General features: G+C 62.4%; 17 protein-coding genes. 9 read left to right on the top strand and 8 right to left on the bottom strand.

Features of this window, described 5'->3' with window-relative positions; translation table 11 throughout:
• Window positions 1–101 precede the first annotated feature (101 nt).
• Together BPHYT_RS27825 and BPHYT_RS27820 are read left to right on the top strand one after the other, a co-directional pair.
• The gene (locus BPHYT_RS27825) at window positions 102–536 is read left to right on the top strand and encodes a YeeE/YedE family protein (protein WP_012427461.1); all 435 of its coding nucleotides are present in this window, start codon (window positions 102–104) and stop codon (window positions 534–536) included.
• A gap of 1 nt (window position 537) precedes the next feature.
• Window positions 538–969 carry a YeeE/YedE family protein gene (locus BPHYT_RS27820; protein WP_012427460.1) on the top strand — a complete coding sequence of 144 codons (432 nt, stop codon included), beginning with the start codon at window positions 538–540 and terminating at the stop codon, window positions 967–969.
• Window positions 970–1178: 209 nt separating this feature from the next.
• Here the strand turns inward: BPHYT_RS27820 and BPHYT_RS27815 are convergent, their stop codons facing one another.
• The 5 genes from BPHYT_RS27815 to BPHYT_RS27795 form a co-directional block, all read right to left on the bottom strand.
• Window positions 1179–2927 (bottom strand): SulP family inorganic anion transporter, encoded by a 1749-nt coding sequence (locus BPHYT_RS27815; protein ID WP_012427459.1) that lies wholly within the window; start codon window positions 2925–2927, stop codon window positions 1179–1181.
• A gap of 86 nt (window positions 2928–3013) precedes the next feature.
• Window positions 3014–4045: an Acg family FMN-binding oxidoreductase gene (locus BPHYT_RS27810; protein ID WP_012427458.1), complete on the bottom strand. Its 1032-nt coding sequence runs from the start codon at window positions 4043–4045 to the stop codon at window positions 3014–3016.
• A 150-nt stretch (window positions 4046–4195) separates the two neighbouring features.
• The gene (locus BPHYT_RS27805) at window positions 4196–5629 is read right to left on the bottom strand and encodes an MBL fold metallo-hydrolase RNA specificity domain-containing protein (RefSeq protein WP_012427457.1); all 1434 of its coding nucleotides are present in this window, start codon (window positions 5627–5629) and stop codon (window positions 4196–4198) included.
• A gap of 79 nt (window positions 5630–5708) precedes the next feature.
• Window positions 5709–6974, bottom strand: a complete 1266-nt coding sequence (gene phaZ / locus BPHYT_RS27800; RefSeq protein WP_012427456.1) for a polyhydroxyalkanoate depolymerase — start codon at window positions 6972–6974, stop codon at window positions 5709–5711.
• A 187-nt stretch (window positions 6975–7161) separates the two neighbouring features.
• Window positions 7162–7830, bottom strand: coding sequence for a SagB/ThcOx family dehydrogenase (locus BPHYT_RS27795; RefSeq protein ID WP_012427455.1), 669 nt, complete (start codon window positions 7828–7830; stop codon window positions 7162–7164).
• Between the two features lie 395 nt (window positions 7831–8225).
• On the opposite strand from BPHYT_RS27795, the gene BPHYT_RS27790 reads away from it, so the two are divergent.
• Entirely contained in the window at window positions 8226–10085 is a 1860-nt protein-coding gene (locus tag BPHYT_RS27790; RefSeq protein WP_012427454.1) for a PHA/PHB synthase family protein, read from the top strand.
• An 85-nt stretch (window positions 10086–10170) separates the two neighbouring features.
• Here BPHYT_RS27790 and BPHYT_RS27785 read toward each other — a convergent pair whose 3' ends face one another.
• Together BPHYT_RS27785 and acs are read right to left on the bottom strand one after the other, a co-directional pair.
• Window positions 10171–10776, bottom strand: coding sequence for an acetate uptake transporter (locus BPHYT_RS27785; RefSeq protein ID WP_012427453.1), 606 nt, complete (start codon window positions 10774–10776; stop codon window positions 10171–10173).
• Window positions 10777–10878: 102 nt separating this feature from the next.
• Window positions 10879–12855 carry an acetate--CoA ligase gene (acs, locus tag BPHYT_RS27780; RefSeq protein ID WP_012427452.1) on the bottom strand — a complete coding sequence of 659 codons (1977 nt, stop codon included), beginning with the start codon at window positions 12853–12855 and terminating at the stop codon, window positions 10879–10881.
• A 15-nt stretch (window positions 12856–12870) separates the two neighbouring features.
• Between acs and BPHYT_RS27775 the strand changes: the two genes are divergently transcribed.
• The 6 genes from BPHYT_RS27775 (at window position 12871) to BPHYT_RS27750 (ending at window position 17900) form a co-directional block, all read left to right on the top strand.
• A complete protein-coding gene (locus BPHYT_RS27775) occupies window positions 12871–13053 on the top strand; it encodes a hypothetical protein (protein WP_041759196.1) in 183 nt (60 codons plus the stop codon).
• Window positions 13054–13143: 90 nt separating this feature from the next.
• Window positions 13144–13443, top strand: coding sequence for a DUF2964 family protein (locus BPHYT_RS39230; protein ID WP_238535762.1), 300 nt, complete (start codon window positions 13144–13146; stop codon window positions 13441–13443).
• Window positions 13444–13507: 64 nt separating this feature from the next.
• The gene (locus BPHYT_RS27765; RefSeq protein WP_012427450.1) at window positions 13508–14644 is read left to right on the top strand and encodes an ABC transporter permease; all 1137 of its coding nucleotides are present in this window, start codon (window positions 13508–13510) and stop codon (window positions 14642–14644) included.
• Between the two features lies 1 nt (window position 14645).
• Complete coding sequence (locus BPHYT_RS27760) at window positions 14646–15344, top strand: ABC transporter ATP-binding protein (RefSeq protein ID WP_012427449.1); 699 nt, start codon at window positions 14646–14648, stop codon at window positions 15342–15344.
• Complete coding sequence (locus tag BPHYT_RS27755) at window positions 15341–16426, top strand: HlyD family secretion protein (RefSeq protein ID WP_012427448.1); 1086 nt, start codon at window positions 15341–15343, stop codon at window positions 16424–16426. The genes BPHYT_RS27760 and BPHYT_RS27755 overlap by 4 nt, the downstream gene beginning before the upstream one ends.
• Entirely contained in the window at window positions 16404–17900 is a 1497-nt protein-coding gene (locus tag BPHYT_RS27750; RefSeq protein ID WP_012427447.1) for an efflux transporter outer membrane subunit, read from the top strand. Before BPHYT_RS27755 ends, BPHYT_RS27750 begins: the two co-directional genes overlap by 23 nt.
• 413 nt (window positions 17901–18313) lie before the next feature.
• On the opposite strand, the gene BPHYT_RS27745 is transcribed toward BPHYT_RS27750, so the two are convergent.
• The gene (locus BPHYT_RS27745; RefSeq protein ID WP_012427446.1) at window positions 18314–18985 is read right to left on the bottom strand and encodes a nitroreductase family protein; all 672 of its coding nucleotides are present in this window, start codon (window positions 18983–18985) and stop codon (window positions 18314–18316) included.
• Window positions 18986–19157 lie beyond the last annotated feature (172 nt).

Genomic DNA, 19157 nt, shown 5'->3' with positions numbered 1-19157 from the left:
TCGAGGTCGGGACCGAGGCGACGCACGCAAATGACCTGCGTATAGAATCCATCCGGTTGGTATTGCAACGCCATTGCGCCAATAAATAAGAGGAAGGAAGCATGTCAATCGATGTTGCGAGTTTCACGCCGGGTTGGTCGCTGGCCGGCGGCATGATGATCGGCGCCGCGGCTGCGGTGCTTGTCCTGTTCAATGGACGTATCGCCGGCATCAGCGGCATTCTCGGCGGCCTGCTGGGCACGCCACGGAACGACGCGGGATGGCGGCTTGCCTTTCTTGCGGGGCTTGTCGGCGCCCCCGTGCTGGCAGGCTTGCTGGGACAATCGATTGTGCCGGATATTCAGGCTGGATGGACCGAAACACTCATTGCAGGAGCGCTGGTCGGTATCGGGACCCGCTACGGGAACGGTTGTACGAGCGGCCACGGCGTCTGTGGAATTTCGCGTGGGTCGATCCGTTCTCTCTGTGCCACGGCGACATTCATGGCAAGCGGTTTTCTGACCGTGTTCGTCACGCGACATCTGCTGGGGGGCTGAAGTGCGTCTGCTCACAGCGTTAGTTTCGGGACTGTTGTTTGGCATCGGCTTGATGGTTTCCGGCATGGCCAATCCCGCGAAAGTACTGGGATTTCTCGATATAGCCGGACATTGGGATCCGTCACTTGCATTCGTGATGGTTGGTGCAATAGGCGTCGCTTCGATCGCGTTCCTGTTTGCAAAACGCCGCAAGAAGTCGCTGCTGGGCTCACCCATGGTGATTCCGCCCGCCAGCGGCGTCACGTGGCGACTGGTGCTGGGAAGCGCGGTGTTCGGCGTGGGTTGGGGCCTCGCTGGGTTCTGTCCCGGGCCCGCCCTGGTTGCACTCGGCGCCGGCTTCCTCAAGGCGTGGGGATTCGTGGCGGCGATGCTTGCGGGCATGGCGGTGTTCGAGTTACTCGAGTACGCCAGGCTGCGCCTCAAGCAAGCGTGATAGTGCCGTTGGGTGGCTGTGGTTTGGTGTCGCTTTGGCGCCTGCGCACTGTGACGCAAATCGGTGGATCATGCTTAACACTCTCGACGAGAGTCGACGTTTGACGACTCCCCGTGATCGCCATCGATCTGCGCGCTGGCAAGCGCTGTTATCGTCGGAAGCCGGAAAATAGGTGGATTCTCTAGAGACCTCGGGCGATATGCGGTCAATTACTCACCCGGCCCTTCAACGCAATGCTGTGCGGTGTAAGTCCGAACGGCATCGGTCACGGTCTCGAAGAAATGTCGTTCGTCAAATATTTCGGAAAGGCCATAAGCTCGCAGCCGGTCCTTCACCGGGCCTTTCATCTCCGCGAAATACATCGCGATGCCAGTCGCTTCCAACTCGTGATCAAGCCTGGAGAGCATGTCGGCAGCGGTAACGTCAATATCGGTGATCGGCTCCGAGGCAACCACCAACCATTCAGGTCGCGGTGCCGCTTGCGCGATTGCCCGTCGCACGTGCTGGCTGAAAATCTCCGCATTGGCGAAAAAGAGGGGTGCGTCCCAGCGAATCAGAAGGAGGCCGGCGAGCTGTTTCGCGTCAGGGTGCCGCGCAACATCGTGATAACCAGGCCTCCCTTCGATCTTGCCCAAAACGGCGTCGTAAGGGTGCCACGCGCGCCAGACGAATGACAGCAGCGACAGACCGATTGCAATGAAGATGCCCTGTACGACACCGACTGTTAGAACGCCTGCGAAGCAAACCATGGACAGCGCAAACTCGCTGCGGCGCATTCGATAAAGACGTGTCACGTTTGCAAGATCGAAGAGCGAGAGTGCAGCGGAAACAATAACCGCAGCGAGAGCAGCGTTCGGCACGTGCTTGAGCAACGCGGGAGCCGCGATCAACAGAAAGGCGATACAAAGCGCGGACACAACACAGGTCAACTGCGTCTTTGCGCCGGCTGCCTCGGCGACGGGCGTTCGTGACGCACTACTGCAGACTGGGACACCCTGCAACAGACCTGCCGCGATATTGGCGATGCCAAGCGCCACGAGCTCCTGGTCCCGATCGACCTTGTAGGCGCCTCGCAGTGCGAACGCGCGCGACAGCACGCTCATATCGGCGAACGAAACGAGAGCGATAGCGATCGCGGCGCCACTCAACTCCCGTACGTCATGCAACGACACAGCGGGAAGGCGAACCGCCGCCAAACCTTCAGGTAGCCGGCCCACGACAGCGATACCGGCATGGAGGTCCAGTTCCAGCAGCCAGACCGCCACGGTCGCCGCAGCCACGGCAATCAGGGTGCCGGGCAGCGCAGCCGCATACCGTTTGAGCAACACGATCGCCCCCAGGCACGAAACGCCGATGACGCACGCAACCGGGCTTGTCTGCCCGGCGACTACACCCTGGAATACGCTTGTCGCCTCGTCGAGGAACGTGCCGCCAGGAACCGCGAAACCGAGCAACCGCGGAAACTGGCCCGCAAACAACGTGAGAGCGATCCCATTGAGATAGCCGTACTGAATGGGTTTTGACAGAAGATCGCTGACAAAGCTCAGCCTGAGCAGTCCGATCAAGGCACAGCAGATTCCGGACAGAATCGCAAGCATGCCGGCAAGTGCCAGCGCCGAGTCTGGCCGGCCGCCGGCTAGAGGAACGATGGCAGCGGCGATCAGTGCAGTCAGTGCGGAGTCAGGGCCGAGAACGAGGATCCGGCTGGGACCGAAAATCGCGTAGGCGAGCAGAGCGGCGATGCTTGCATATAGGCCGCCGACGCCGGGTAGCCCGGCAGCCTGCGCAAAGCTCAGGCCGGTGGGTACGAGTACGGCGGTCAACACGACGCCCGCGAACAAGTCCTTGACGAACCAGCCGCGTTGATAAGTTCGCAATGTAGCGAGAGCCGGTATCCAGCGCCATACGCCCGGTGAAAGCGAACCGGGGTCACGCGGCGAGAGGGGAAGGCGATTCATATTCGGCACTGTAGTCGGGCATCAGGGCTGGCGTTCGATTGCAAAAGCGCTGCCGGCATGACGTGCAAGGTCCGAAGTCGCGTATCTCACGACAAGACGTCAGCTAGCGGTCGCCTGCTTGCGTGTATCGCGTGCGGGCCACGTCCAACACGCAGCAGAAGCTGTGGTGTCGCGTCCGTTTTCAGCAGCGCCTTGAGTCGCTCGCGCAACGGCTGCACTTCTATCGGCTGGTTTAAATAGGAAGCGGTAAATCCCGCCGATGCCGCGACCAGCAACACGCGCTCGAGCGCCTGCCCCGCTACCACCCACGCCTCGCGGTCGTCGCGCATCGTGGCGATGGCCACCATCAACGGCGAACCTTGCACGAGGTGGTGCGGCATCGCCGGTTGTCCCGCCCCTACGTCGAACACGCGGACAGCCGATGTACCGATCGGCGCCGCGAAATCTAGCAGCAGACCGACAGCGGTACCGTAGGTGGGCATGCCGTCATCGAGTCGCTTCGGATGGATCCAACTGGCGAGTTCGCGCCGAAAACGTGGGTCCGAAAACTGTATCTGGTCGGCATCGGCAATCAGTTGCGCCAATGCCTCGCGCTCGGCCTCGTGTTCCACGCAGCAGGCAATTGCGCCTTCTTCCTCGCACGCGTTGATGAACCGCTCCTGCAATTCGGCGGGCACGGGTTCGTCGGCGAACGGCGCGCGCGTTGTGACGCGCTTTGTCATGGCGTCGAAGAGGTCGTGCAGTTGCGCGTCGTCATGCACGTCGCGCGAGACCCGCACCAACGCCACGACGTCAGGGTCCGCCTCAGACGGAAACAGCGTAATAGCACTGGCCAGTCCGATACGAGACAGCGCGACCCGAAGATTGACCAATGCTGCGCCGCAGCTAATCAGAAGCTCGCGATCGAATGGGTCGACCACGGCGAGCGCGCGCGTACGGTCGGCGCAGACCTGCACCGTGTCGCCGTCGACGATGAATCGCCACGGCTGTGTGTTGTGGCTCGATGGGGCGAGGATCGCGTAGCGCAACGCGAAGTGCAACTGCGCTTGCAGCGGCGTGGTCGCATCGAAGTGCGGTTCGCCGATCTCCCATGCTTCGTTTGGTGCGGAATAGTTCATCTTGACGCCTCCTATCCGGCTGTTGTCGCGAAGACGCGGTCCGTGTCGCCATCGTGTCACGGACCGCCTGTGCGCGCTTGAAGCAGGTCAATTTTTCAGAGGGAGCGATTGATCTGCGAGGCTCCAACACACGTCGCGCTGGGAGAATCATCAGCTCTCTGCTGGCCGCGCAGCGTAGGCACACGCGGCAACAGCGGTCGGGACGTGATTGTCGAGCGCAGACCTCTCCGCCAGTTCGACAGTTTGCTGATAGACCGGCACCGTGCAAGGCCACCCGAGCGTGTCGGCGATCCGACGGCGCAATGCGTCGGCGGCGGCAGGCTCGCCATGCGTAATGTACGTTTGGGTGGGCGCCGGCGACATCGCTGAGAGCCAGTTCAGCGTCTCGCTGTAGTCCGCATGCGCCGACAGGGATGAAATCGTTTCGACATGCGCGCGAATCCGCACGTACTCTCCGTGAATCTTTATCGTCGGCTCGTGCGCGGCAATGGCGGCGCCGCGCGTGCCGGCCGCCTGATAGCCGACGAGCGCAATCGTATTTCGCGGATCGGGCGCATAGAGGCGCAAATGATGCAGCACGCGCCCGCCGGTAGCCATCCCGCTGCCCGCGATGATAACCATCGGACCATGATGCGACGCGATCGCCTTCGATTGATCGACCGTGCGCACCATGATTGCGGCCTTGTCGATCATGGCTGCCTGCGAAACCGTCAGGCGGTGCTCGTTCAAGTGGTGTCTGTACACCTCGGTGACACCGGTGGCCATCGGGCTATCCAGGTACACCGGCACGTTCGCCATGCGCCCGGTCTGCTTCAGGTGCGCGATGTAATAAAGAATTTCCTGAGCGCGCCCCACCGCAAAGCATGGCATGACCACGACACCGCCTCGCGCGAACGTTCGCGCGAATAGTTCAGCCAGTTCCTCCTCGGGATCGGTCGCGGCGTGCAGGCGGTCCCCGTAGGTCGACTCGACGACCAGATAGTCGGCATGCGCGAGCTTCATGGGAGCGCGCATGATCGGATTGCCCGGCCGGCCTAGATCGCCTGAAAAGGCGAGCACCGTATGGCGCCAGCAGAGTACGACGCTGGCAGCGCCCAGAATATGGCCAGCCGGCAGAAAGCGGAAACACAACTCGTCGTTCAGCGGCGTGGGAACATCGAATTCGCGCTGCACGATGAGCCGCAGCGCGCGCTGTGCGTCGTCTAGCGTGTAGAGCGGCAGCGCCGGCTTGTGTTTCGAGAAGCCGTGACGGTTCGCGAAGTCGGCTTCCTCTTCCTGCAAGTGCGCGCTGTCGCGCAGCATGATGTCGCACAGAGCGGCGGTGCCGGGCGTGCAGTAGACGGGACCGCGATAGCCGTCGCGCGCGAGCACGGGCAGGTAGCCGGTGTGATCGATGTGCGCGTGGGTGAGGATGACTGCGTCGAGCGTATCGACCGGGACGGGCAAGGGGCTCCAGTTGCGCAGGCGCAGGTTTTTCGTGCCCTGAAAAAGACCGCAGTCGATCAGAATCCGCATGCCGCTGGCTTCGACCAGATACTTCGAGCCGGTGACGGTTTCGGCCCCGCCCAGAAAAGTCAGTTTCATCACGCCCTCGCAGGAAATCCGCTTATCGCGGGGATGAATGTGATTGCACTGCATTGGCGCGGCGCAGCCTTGATATGGATCATCGAATGCTGGCGGCCGGCGCGGCTTTCGCTTCACTATCGCATGCGATCGCGCGCCAGAAGCTGCATAACTCAGGATGAACCGCGTCGTGCCAGCGCGGACCCGTGAACAGGTCGTAATGGTCGCATTGATCGATGGTCACGCGCCGATGCCCCGGCGCGCCCGGTGCATGACATAGCGCGTGCGCGCAATGCGTCTGGCCCGCGCCCGTAATGTCGTCGCGGTCGCCCTCGATCGTGCAGAGCGGCACTTGATCGAGGACGCGGGGATCCACGCACCGCCCATCGATTACCCACATTCCTCGCGCAAGCAGGTGCTCGTGGAAGACTACGCTGAGCATATCCAGAAAGTAACGTTCGCCCATGTCAAGCACGGCGGCATACTCGTTCAGCGAACGAAGCGCCGTTTGCGCGTCGTGCAGATTGCCCCCGAGCCAATTCGTCCAGTAGCGCGCCTCCAGATCGAGTTGACGCGCGGGGTGCGCAGCCAGGATGGCAACCTGCTGCATGAAACCCGGATAGACACGGCGTCCCGCCCCGGCGTATGGCGGCGGCACTTCGTCGATTACACGATCGTGAAACCAGCGTAACGGCTGCGCGCTTGCAAAGCGATCCACGGAAGTCGGATGCAGGCGGGTGTCGATCGGTCCGCCAAGCAGCGAGACACTGGCGAACGGCGGTGTCCCGTTGCTTGCCAGCAGACTGCAGGCGGCGAGGGCGGGGACACAGGCCTGGCAGACGGCGACGACATGCGCCGGCGCTCCGCCTGCCCGCACCGTGCAAATGAAGCGTTCGAGCGCGTGGACGTAGTCCGTCAATGGAAGCGGGCCGGCTTCGAGCGGCACGTCGTGCGCGTCGGCCCAGTCGGTGATGTAGACGACGTTGCAGCGTTCGAGCAATGTTTCGACCGTTTCCCGCAGCATCACTGCGTGATGGCCCGCGAGCGGAGCGCAGAGAATAATGGGGCGCGTCCCGGGCGGGTCGGCAACACAGCTGCTACGTGTGAATTTGCGCAGCGTGCCGACCGGCATTTCGTCGGCAATGCTTTCTTCCACGGGAAGATATTTGCCGTTGCTGTGCACCGCTTTTATCGCGAACGGCGGAGCGGTTTCAAAGGCGCATGTGGACCGGATCAGCCAATCGCGCGCGGCACGGGGTGCGCCGGCTGTCCCCCACTGAGCGCCATCCAATCCGCTGACGGTGAGCGCGGCATCGATGAACGCTTTGGCGAGGCGACGCTGTATATCGAGTAGGTCATACCACATGGGCGCCTCTTCAGAGCAGGCATGCTGCCGATGATGCAGTGCCGGTTGTCGGGCAATCGACACCGCGCGTGCGGCGAGCGGCGCGCAGAAAGCCGGGTCGCCGTTTTCCGGTCGCTGCCGGTTCTGGCTCCCTGGGCTCGCAAGCAGGGACAGCGCAAACAACAGTCACGTTGCCTGTCCCGTCGCTTCAGTCTGCGAGCGAAGTCAGTGTCGTTGCCAGCGCGCCCACGGTCTGAGCGAGAATCGGCAGTTCGTCCTCATTCAGTTTCAGTGCGTCGCTCAGCGCGCGATGATTGATCCACCCTCTTACAACGCACCCGAGTCCGGCTGACGCACAGTACAGCGACACGTTCTGTGCCATCGCGCCCGCCGCGACGGCGGAAAATATGTCGCGCTGCTGAGGCGGCATCGCCAGCAGGCGCGACATGTTCACGACATAGACAAGATCGAGCGGCGCCGCGCCGACAAAGTCCTGATACCCAGTCAGATTTCGCGCGTCGCTCTCGTGTTTGAGCACTAGTCGGTGGTTTGGGACGTCATACCGATAGACACCGTTCGGCAGCACTGCATAAATATCGACCTCATTGAAGGCGTGAGCCGATGGGGCCGTCCGGCCGCCTTTCGCGGGACGGTTGACGCCGTCGGCGGCCCACAGCAGCGCGCCGAGTGTCGCGGGCATCAAAGGTGCGTCGGTAAATTCGCGGGTGCTGGCGCGCAGCGCGAGCGCTTTCATTAATGGCACACCGGCGGCCATGTCAGGCTTGGGTAGCTCGATGACGGCGGGCGTTTCGCCCTTTGTGTGAGCAGGAGCGCGTCCGGGCGCCGGTTCATAGGACAGCAATTGCATAGTGGTCATGGTCGACTCCATTCAGGATCAGCGACGATGCATGCGCGGATGAATCGACGCATACTTTTCACCATAGCCGTGCCGAACTGGCAAACGCTTGACGCGCGTCAAGCGAGTGGTCATGCCACCTGCGAATCGTGCGGCTTGTATGCTCGACGGGCTCTCGTTGATACAAATCAACTCGAATCGCCGTCGTATGCGTAGCCTCACTTTGGATATCGGAGACGTTCGACCGTCTGGCCTGCCGAACATGCGAAGGGCCTGACATGCAGACGTGACGGAATCGACCGGTTGACGCGACGGCGCCTCGACTGCGCGACCACGTGTCCGCGCGCGCCCCGGTTTGGCGTTGCAACCGGTCTGTCGAGCGCGCGGCTGCTGCCGTTACAGACACCATCCACACGATGATCTCGACAAGGGCGAACCATAACGTGAGCGAAGACCACTCGGCCGATTTGCCCAACGCGCTGCATGCTTCTAAGCGGCACAGGCGTCCCACGGCCGTCCTGTCCGGCGGCGATCACCAATCCGTGGCGCGGGCCGGCAGGAATGCTGCTGTGCCCACGCTTTGGCGCAACGAACTGGACCTGGCCGCGCACGCGGCGGTCGCGGCGCTAACCGGCGGTTTGTCGCCGGCTTCCACGATGCTTGCGGGCCTCGACTGGGCTCTGCACATTGCGGTCTCGGCGGGTAAGGGGTTCGACCTCGCGAGACAGTATGCATCGGCGTGTTGTGAGTGGGCGAAAGGCATGCAACTGGCGGGCAGCGTTGATTCGCGTGCCGACCGGGCGCAACAGGATCCCCGGTTCTCCGACGCTTCATGGAAGCGCTGGCCGTACTGGCTATACCGTGATGGCTTCCTGCAGGCACAGCAATGGTGGGAAGCGGCGACTACGGCGATACCGGGCGTCGAGCGGCATCATGAGGAACTGGTGCGCTTCTTTGCGCGTCAGTGGCTGGATGCCTGCTCGCCCAGTAACTGCATCGCAACCAACCCGGCGGTGCAGACGGCGGCGTCGCGAAGCGGTGGACTGAACTTCGCAGTGGGCATGCAGCATTGGCTCGAGGACCTGCGCGAGTTCGCCGGCGTGCCGGAAGACGACCGCGCGTCCCGTTCACACGCGTGGCTGCCTGGACGAGAGGTGGCCATCACCGCCGGCAAGGTGGTGTGGCGCAACGCTTTGTGCGAGTTGATTCAGTACGCCCCCGCAACGACCACGGTGGCCCGCGAACCGCTGTTGATCGTGCCGTCGTGGATCATGAAGTACTACATTCTCGATCTCCAACCGCACAATTCCCTGATCCGCTATCTCGTGGACGCAGGCTACACGGTGTACGCGATCTCCTGGCGAAATCCACCTGAAGCGTTCCGTGACGTCGGACTGGGCGACTATCTGCAAGACGGTCTGTTTGCCGCGCTTGCTCAGGTCCGTCTACGGCACGCACAGCCGGTACACGCGGTCGGCTATTGCCTTGGCGGCACGCTTCTCGCGATGGCCGCCGCGGCCCTGTTTCGCGACGAAAGGGGGAATGAGCTGAAAACGGTGACGCTCCTTGCGGCGCAAACGGACTTCACCGAACCGGGCGAATTGGGCCTGTTTATCGACGCGAGCGAGCTCGCCGAGCTCGACGCCCTGATGTGGCGCCAAGGTTATCTGGATGGCAGACAGATGTCCTCCGCTTTCCAGCTGCTGAATGCGCGCGATTTGATCTGGTCGAGGATGATGAGCGAATATCTGCTTGGACGGCGCTCGAAACCCAACGACCTGATGGCGTGGAACGCCGACACCACGCGCCTGCCTTATCGCATGCACAGCGAGTATCTGACCAGTCTGTTCCTCAACAACGATCTGGCCGAGGGGCGTTACTGCGTTGATGGCCGGCCTGTCGCATTGTCCGACATTGAAGCGCCGATGTTTGTCGTCGGAACGGAGCGGGACCACGTTTCGCCCTGGCGCTCGGTCTACGAACTGCATCTGCTGACGCACAACCCGCTGACTTTCCTGTTGACGGCGGGTGGGCATAACGCGGGCATCGTGTCCGAGCCCGGCCATGGGGGCCGCTACTACCGTTGCGCAACGCGTCCGGGCGGGGCGCCGTACCGTAGCAGGGACGACTTTCTTGCGCAGACAACACCGGTCGACGGGTCGTGGTGGTTATGCTGGAACCGGTGGTTGCGCGAACGATCGAGCGGGGACGTGGCCCCCCGCGCGATCGACGACGGCCTTTGCGATGCGCCCGGGATTTACGTCTTCGAAAAATAGCCGGGCTACTTATGAATAAGGCAGGCTGGGTCGCCGCAGTGCGTGCACTGCGGCGTGAGAACTACGCTGCGAGTCTTTACTCCGTTCATGCGCGGCGTAGTTCTTCATCGACGGTCAATGCCACCTCGATCCGCGGGCTCGCAGCGCCGACCGGCAGCACGACGCGTCCATGCGTCTCGTTGATGATCTCCGCCGCGGAAAGATAGAACGCCAGCAGTGCGGTAACGAGGCCCAGATAGCCGCCGGCATGATGCAGCCACGCCAGTCCGGTCCATTCGCTTGCTGCCAGCACAAAGAAGGTCAGCCACAGCGAGAGGAAGACGAGCTGGAGCGCGCGGGCGGCACGCCATGTCGCAACCCACATGTACAGGGTGAACATGCCCCACAGGAACAGATACCAGCCGATGAACGCTGCAGGCACATTGCCGTGAAGGAACAGGACAAACAACGCCAGCGACCACCAGAACGCTCCGTAACTGAGAAAGGCAGTCGCGCCAAACGCGTTGCCGCGCGGAATTTCCATCAGTCCGGCGATCATCTGCGCGGTGCCGCCGTAGGCAAACGCAACGGCTAGCACCATGCCCATCGATTCGCCGTTGAACCAGCCGGCGTTGATCATGCTGAGCAACCACGTCGTTAGTGCAAAACCTGCGAGGCCCAGCGAAGCGGGGTTAGGGGCTTTAATGTTCATGATGACATCCTCCATTCAATACTGAGAATCTGAAATCGAATGCGCGCGCGTGCCCATGGCGACGCCGCGCACAATTCGTGTCGTGCTGAGTTTCTGCTATGCCTACAGGCCGTGAGCGAATTGCGAAATGACGGTCGGATTCTCCACCGACGAAGTGTCCTGCGTAATCGCTTCACCTTTCGCCACCGAACGCAACAGACGGCGCACGACCTTGCCGGAACGCGTCTTCGGCATGGCATCGCCGAAGCGGATGTCTTTCGGCTTTGCGATCGGACCGATTTCCTTGCCGACCCACGCGCGCAGTTCATCGGCTACGCGCTTCGCGTCCGGGCCGCTCGGCCGCGCCGTTTTGAGTACCACGAACGCCACGATCGCTTCGCCGCAGGTTTCGTCGGGCCGGCCAACCACGGCAGCTTCAGCGACCGACGGATGCGCCGACAGCGCCGACTCGATTTCCATCGTGCCGAGGCGGTGCCCGGACACATTGAGCACGTCGTCGATCCGCCCGGTGATGGTGAAGTAGCCCGTGTCGCGATCACGTATCGCGCCGTCTCCGGCGAGGTACAGCTTGCCGCCGAGGTCGTCGGGGTAGTAGCCGTGGCGGAACCGCTCGGGATTGCCCCAGATGGTCCGGATCATGGACGGCCAGGGCTTGCGGATCACGAGCACGCCGCCGTGTCCGTTGGGCACCTCGTGGCCCGTCTCGTCGACGATCGCCGCGTCGATTCCGGGCATCGGTAAGGTGCACGATCCTGGCACCAGCGGCGTCACACCCGGTAGCGGCGAGATCATGTGGCCGCCGGTCTCGGTTTGCCAGAAGGTATCCAGTACGGGGCAGCGTCCACCGCCCACGTGCTGTGCATACCATGTCCATGCGCTCGGATTGATCGGCTCGCCCACAGTGCCGAGAATGCGCAGGCTGCTCAGATCGAAGCTGCGTGGATGCACCGCTTCATTCGCGTCGGCGGCCTTGATGAGGGAGCGGATCGCGGTCGGCGCGGTGTAGAAGATGCTGACCTTGTGACGCTCGATCATCTGCCAGAAGCGTCCGGCGTCGGGGTACGTTGGTACGCCCTCAAAGATCACCTGGGTTGCGCCCACTGCCGTCGGCCCGTAGCAGATGTAAGTGTGTCCCGTGATCCAGCCGATGTCGGCCGTGCACCAGAACACGTCGTCAGGCTTGATGTCGAAGGTCCATTTCATTGTCACGGCGGCCCACAGCAGGTAACCGCCGGTGCTGTGCTGGACGCCCTTTGGCGCGCCCGTCGAACCCGATGTGTACAGCACGAATAGCGGATGTTCCGCACCGACCCATTCCGGCTCGCAAGTATCGGACTGGGCGTGTTCGAGTTCGTGCAGCCAGGCGTCGCGCTGCGTGATCCATGGAATCCTGCCGCCGGTGCGCCGATAGACCACGACAGTCTTTACCGCCACCGTGCCACCCATCGCAAGCGCTTCGTCGACGATGGCCTTCAGCGGCAGCGTCTTGCCGCCGCGCACCTGTTCGTCGGCCGTCATCACGGCTACCGCGCCGACATTGACGAGCCGCTCATGCAGCGACTTCGCGGAAAACCCGCCGAACACCACCGAATGCGGCGCGCCGATGCGCGCGCAGGCCAGCATGGCGGCAATGCCTTCGATCGACATCGGCATGTAGATCACGACGCGATCGCCTCTGGTCACGCCGCGCGCGCGCAGTGCGTTGGCCAGTCGGCACACGCGGTGATAGAGCGCCTGGTAGGTAATGCGCGTGACCGTACCGTCATCCGCTTCGAACACGATCGCTGTCTTGTCGGCCAGTCCTTTCGCCAAGTTGCGATCGAGGCAATTGTACGAAGCGTTGAGTTCGCCGTCTTCGAACCATTTATAGAAGGGCGCATTGCTGTCGTCCAGTATTTTGGTGAACGGCCGGCGCCACTGGAGGTGCTCTCTCGCCAGGCGGGCCCAGAAGGCCTGATGATCGGTTTCGGCTTCGGCCACGAGGGCGCGGTAAGCATCCATGCCGCTGATGGCCGTGTGTTCGATAGCCGGGATCTGCCGCGGCGCAGGCTGAAGTGAAGCAGAGTCGATAGTAGACATGCAATGTCTCCTCACATGAAGGTCAAGGACGTGCCGACGCCAATGCGTGAGCGTCTGATCGTCGGGGAAAGGCTCTTGGTGGCCGTGGCGCGCCTGCGCGCCGCAGATCGAGGCGCGGGAAGGGCGATGAAACAGCGTGGGTATAACCGCACTATGATCGCGCTGCTAATCGCGCTGTTGATGCATATCAAACGCTGAATGCGCGCGAGTGTGCCGCCGCATTTGCCGGACGCATTGGCAGGTAATTGCGGTCGAGCACAATTTGGTATGCGAAGCAGGCAGCCATTGATGCAAATCAATCGCAATACCGGCATCCGGTCGATGATGAAGTCACCACGACGGCTTGCGAACAGCACGCCGATCAAGCGTCGCGTGGGGACCCCATACGGAGGCAAGATGACCCGTGCAGAACCCAGAATTATCGTGGCCGCGGTGGCCGTTTTCACGGCTTTGGCCGGCCTGGGCGCATCGATTCGCGGCTTGCTGTCTGACAGCCCAGGCCTGGTTCGCTACGGCGCCGCCGCACTGGTTTTAGGTGTCGGCTGCTTCGTCGCATTGCTGAACATCACGACGCGAGACGACGCTTAGTGCGCTGTGCGGCAGCGCACGACCACCACGCTTATGCGTTCCCAGCAACTCGATCCGGCGCGCCATGAAAGGCATCCTCCAACTCGCATTCAAGCTGCTCGTCAACGACAGCGCCAAATTCACGGCACTGCTCGTCGGCATTACATTCGCGGTTTTTTTGATGGTCGAAATGACTTCGCTGTTTGCCGGCATCCTGAACAAATCGTCGTCGACGGTGATCAATGTCGGGGCGAAGATGTGGGTGATGGACCCGGCAGTGCAGACCATCGCGAGCAGCATCGGCATGCCGGATTACGTACTCGATGCGGTACGCAGCACCGACGGCGTCAAATACGCGGTGCCGCTGTACTCAGGCACCGCGCTGGTCAAACTGCGCGACGGCACCTATCAGGCAGTCACGGTGATCGGACTCGACGACGCCAGCCTGTTCGGCTGGCCGGTCATGAAGCAGGGCAAGATCGAAGACATTTACGCGGAGAATGGCTTTGTCGCTATCGACGACGCCGAATTCGTCAAGCTGAAGAACCCGACACTCGGCACCGATTTCGAACTGAACGACCATCGCGGCGTGATAGTCGGCATCGCGACGGTGGCGAGCAGCGGTCTCTTTGGCACACCCACGCTCTACACCACTTACAAACGCGCCGTTACCTATATCCCCACGACCCGCTACACGACCTCGTACATCCTGGTTGAACCAAAATCCGCTGCGGATATCGCGCACATCAAACAGGTGGTGCAATCGCTCGGCTACGTCGCGTTCACGAAAAAGGAATTCATGGCGCGCATTTCGCATTTCTATAAATACGAAACCGGCCTTGGCACCAACATCATGCTGATGACGGTCATCAGTTTCATTGTCGGGTTGTCCATCTCGGGGCAAACGTTCTATACGTTCATCCTCGAAAACCTCGAAAAGTTCGGTGCGCTGAAGGCGATTGGCGCGAAACGCCATGAGCTGATCGCGATGATCCTGTTTCAGGCCACCTTTACGGCGCTGACCGGCTATGGCCTCGGCATCGGCCTGTGCGCGGCGCTGATCAGTCTCGCCAGGATACGCATTCCCGATTACGCGGCAATCATCACCTTCGGCAATCTGGCGCTTGCGTTCGCCATGGTGGTGGTGATTGCCGCGATGTCGAGCTACCTGGGCATTCGACGCGTATTGAGCATCGAACCCTTCGATATTTTTCGGGGCTGACATGCCGAAATTTGCCATCGACGCGCGTGCGGTGACGAAATGGTTCGGCGAGGGCGAAGCACGAACCTGTGCTTTGCGCGAGGTCTCGGTGCAGGCCAGGTTCGGCGAGATGCTGCTGATCGTCGGTCCATCGGGCAGTGGCAAGACGACCTTGCTGAGTGTCATTTCGGGCATCCTGAGACCGGACAGCGGCGATGTCGTGGTCGATGGAGTCGATCTGTGGAAACAGCCGAACGACGCGATCGCGGAATTCCGGCTCAACCGCATTGGCTTCGTGTTTCAGGACTACCACCTGTTCGCGCGCTTGACGACCGCCGAAAATGTTGCGATACCGCTGATCCTCAAACGGCAGCCGTGGAATGCCGCCATTGACGAGGCGCTCAAGTACCTGAAGATAGTCGGCCTCGAAAGCCGCGCTCAATTGCCGCCGGTGAAACTGTCCGGCGGCGAGCAGCAGCGCGTGGCGATCGCCCGGGCAATCGTCAGCCAGCCCGACATCCTGATCTTCGATGAACCCACGGCCTCGCTCGACGGCGATACGGGCCGCAGCATCATCGAGTTCGTCAAGCATCAGGTGCTCAATGACAATCGCTGCATCCTGATCGTCACGCACGACAGCCGTATTTTCGATTACGCCGACCGCATTCTGCGCATGGAAGACGGCCAACTCAAAGGGATCGACCCGGGAGGCGCCAAATGAAGCGCAAGCTGATCTTTGTTCTTGCGTTCCTGGGCTTCGTGGCAGGTCTGGTAGCCGCCTACGTGTACGGTGTGCAGCAAGCTCCGCAGCCGCCTGTGTTCACACCCGCGTCCAACCCCTATGCACACGGGCTGTACGCCGAGGGCATTGTCGAAAGCGATCAGCCTGCGGGCGTCAACATCAACATTTATCCGAACGTGACCGGCGCCGTGACGGGCATCGCCGCCCGCGAGGGACAAGCGGTGAAGGCCGGCGAGGTGCTGCTTACCATCGACGATTCGGTGCAACGCGCTACCGCGGCACAGCTTGCCGCCCAGGCGGAAGCCGCTGCGGCGATGCTCGACGAGCTCGAATCGCAGCCGCGCAAGGAGACGCTCGATGTGGCGAGTGCCCAGGTGGGTGCGGCGGCGGCCGGTCTCAGGATGGCGCAGGACCAGTTCGACAAACAGCAGCGCGCCTTCGCCATCGACCCGAAGGCGGTCAGCAAGGACACGCTGGACAACGCGGCGAACGCGCTGAAAATGGCGCGAGCCAATCTCGACGTGGTGACGCGACAGTACCGGCTCACTCAGGCAGGCGCATGGATTTACGACATTCGCAGCCAGCAGAAGCAGGTCGACGCGCTGCGCAAGGCGGCCGCTTCCGCCGACGCGCTGGTCGCCCAGTACACGCTTCGCGCCCCCAGCGACGGTGTGGTGCTGTCGGTCAATGCGGCTGCTGGATCGTATGTGTCTCCGCAAGGCGTCTATCAGCCCTACACGCAGGGGCAAGCGCCCGTGCTCGTGATCGGCGCGCCAAACGGTCAACTGGCCGTGCGCTGCTACGTCGACGAGATCCTGATCGACCGTCTGCCGGACCCGCATGCGTTGAAAGCGCGCATGTCCGTGCGCGGCACCCGGATCGAAGCGCCGCTGGAGTTTGTCCGGATTCAGCCTTACGTGAGTCCGAAAGTCGAACTGTCCGATCAGCGAGCGGAGCGTGTCGACGTGCGCGTGCTGCCGGTCATTTTTCGTGTCGCGCTGCCCAAAGGCGCGCACCTTTACCCAGGACAATTAGTCGATGTCTACATTGCCGCCGGATAGCGCACCCCGCGCGCGCAGGGCCGACACCGTGCGCCGTCGCGTCGCTCGCGCCTGGGCTCTGTTGCTGGCGCTACTGCTCAACGCCTGCAGCGTGGGCCCGGATTTCTCCCGGCCGCCGTCGCCGGGAGTCGATCGGTTCGTGCAAGGTGACGCGCTTCGCACACCGCTGCAGGCAGCAGGCAGCGTGCAAACTTTTTCCGCGCAAACGAACGTGCCGTCCGACTGGTGGACGCGTTTTGGCTCGTTGGCGATCGACAGCGCGGTGGATGAAGCCCTAACCGGCAACGCGACAATCGAAGGCGCGCAGGCCGCGCTACGCCAGAGTGAGGATGAGATGCGCGCCGGCGCCGGCGTGTTCTACCCGCAGGTCGATGCGGGCTTTGCTGGGTCGCGGCAGAAATATTCGCCCTCGCGGATCGGCGCTAACGAGCCGTCGACCCTTTTCAACCTCTTTACGCTGTCGGCGAGCGTGAGCTATGCGCTCGATATATGGGGCGGCCAGCGCCGCATGGTTGAAGCGTTGCAGGCGCGTGTCGATGCTCAGCGTTACACGGTGCTGGCCACCTATCTCACGCTGACCGTCAACGTGGTCAATGCGATGATCGCGCGCGCGGCCTATCGCGATGAAATTGCAGCGACCCGTGAGATGACCGCTCTGGTGCATGAACAGATCCGCATTACGCAAGCGCAGGTCGAGGCGGGTGCAAGCGCGTATGCCGCTGTGCTGACGCTGGAAAACGAACTGGCCACGCTCGAAGCGTCGCTGCCCGCGCTCGAACAGAAGCGCGCGCAAGCGGAAGACCTGCTCGCGTCGCTCTCGGGCATGCTGCCGGTCGAGTGGCACGCGCCGGATCTGTCGTTGGAGGATATTACGTTGCCGCATACCTTGCCCGAGACCGTGCCGGCTTCTCTCGTGCGGCGACGTCCCGACATCCTGCAGGCGGAGGCGGCACTCCATGTCGCGAGCGCCAATATCGGCGTCGCCACCGCCAATTTGCTGCCCGGTGTGACGCTTTCCGCTTCGGGCGGTTACGACAACACGTCGATGAGCGCTTTGCTTCACCGCTCCGGTCAGATATGGACGATCGCGGCCGACGTGAGCGCGCCCGTCTTCCATGGCGGCACACTCTGGTTTCAGCGCCGTGCGGCGCTCAATGCCTACGCACAGACGCGCGCCTCATACCGGCAAGTGGTGCTCAGTGCTTTTGCACAGGTGGCGGACACGCTGCGGGCGCTCGAAAACGATGCCCAGGCGCTCGACGCGCAAACGCGCGCACGGGACGCTGCCGCCGAAGCACTCCGGCTCGTCGAGGCGGACTATGCGGCCGGTACGGTCGGCTATGTGCAGACATTGATTGCGGACGGACTGTTTCATCAGGCGCGCATCGCATGGCTGCAGGGGGTGGCGCAACGGTTGCAGGATACCGTGGCGCTGTATGCGGCGTTGGGCGGGGGATGGGAAAGCAACCAATGAGATCCCGCGGTTCGTCGCGCTCGTCAAGCGAGTCAAGCCAGGAGAGAACGCGGCGGAAATTAGCGTCGATCTGCCACTGGCTGGTCGCCCGCAGTTCGCCTTCATTCGCAGGCCATTGTGCTCGCCCGGTCTCGCCTTCGAACGGACCGCCTGTCGTGTTGAAATCGAGCCTTTCCAGCGCGCAGCAGCGCGTCAAATCGTGCGGGCCGCATCACTGACTCAGGACCCATTGGATCAGTATGTGGGGATCAGGAGGAGTGCAAGCAGATTCGCTGCGAGATATCGTGGGACATGGCATTCACGGCGCACACTTCACAAGCGGTTCAAAGGCAGCTCACGATCAAGGAAGCCGTTGTCATTGACTCAGGTCCGACCGGTGTTCTTCGGTGCGACTTGGGTGCTTGCAGGGTGCATCAGCCATTGTCGTCGGCGTCGCCCGACAAGTCGAAATGGCCCACGGTTTGTGCGAGCACCGGAACGCTATCGCGTGGCAGGTGCATCTCGCCGCCGAGTGCGCTGCGGTTGAGCCAGCCGCGTGCCGCGACCGCAAGTCCGGCGGCCGCACAGAAGAGATAGACGTTCTGGACGATGGCGCCGGCACTCGCAGATGCAAAAGGTTCGCGCTGCGAGGGCGCGACGTCGTGCATGCGCGAAAGATCGGCGACATATACCAGATCGAGCGGCGCATCACCCACAAAGTCCTGATAGCCCGTTAGCCCGCGCAGATCGCTCGCGATGGCCAACTCCAGGCAATGGCGGCGTGGATCGTAGCGATAAACGCCGCGCGCGAGCATCGCGTAGACGTCGATTTCATGCAGGGCCAGTACCGACGGCGCGGTTCGCCCGCCGTCCGGGTCACGATTGATGCCGTTGGCAGCCCATAGCACGTTGCTAAGGAGCTTGTCGTCCAGCAATCGGGCTGCGAAGCGGCGTGTGGTGCGGCGTTTTGCGAATGCCTCCATGATCGGCATACCGCCGGTCCGATCGGGAGCAGGTAGTTCGATGCGTGCCGACGCTACGCCTGTGACCGGACGCGCGCACGCCTGATCGCGCAATGCAGTGCCGAGTCTGAATAGATGTTTCATGAGTGCCTCACACAAGCGGGAACGGCAGACCACATGTAATCATCGTGCACCGTTGCGGCGCTCGGCGCTTGACTCAAATCAACCGGTCTTCGGGAGGGAGGTCGCGTGGGGAACGCTGTCCAGCCCCATCACCCGATTGATCTGCATCAAGCAGGATTGCCGCCGCAAAGTC

The sequence above is a fragment of the Paraburkholderia phytofirmans PsJN genome, from assembly GCF_000020125.1.
GTDB lineage: Bacteria > Pseudomonadota > Gammaproteobacteria > Burkholderiales > Burkholderiaceae > Paraburkholderia > Paraburkholderia phytofirmans.
The sequence above is the reverse complement of the archived record's forward strand: the minus strand, read 5'-3'. Positions and strand labels throughout refer to the sequence as shown.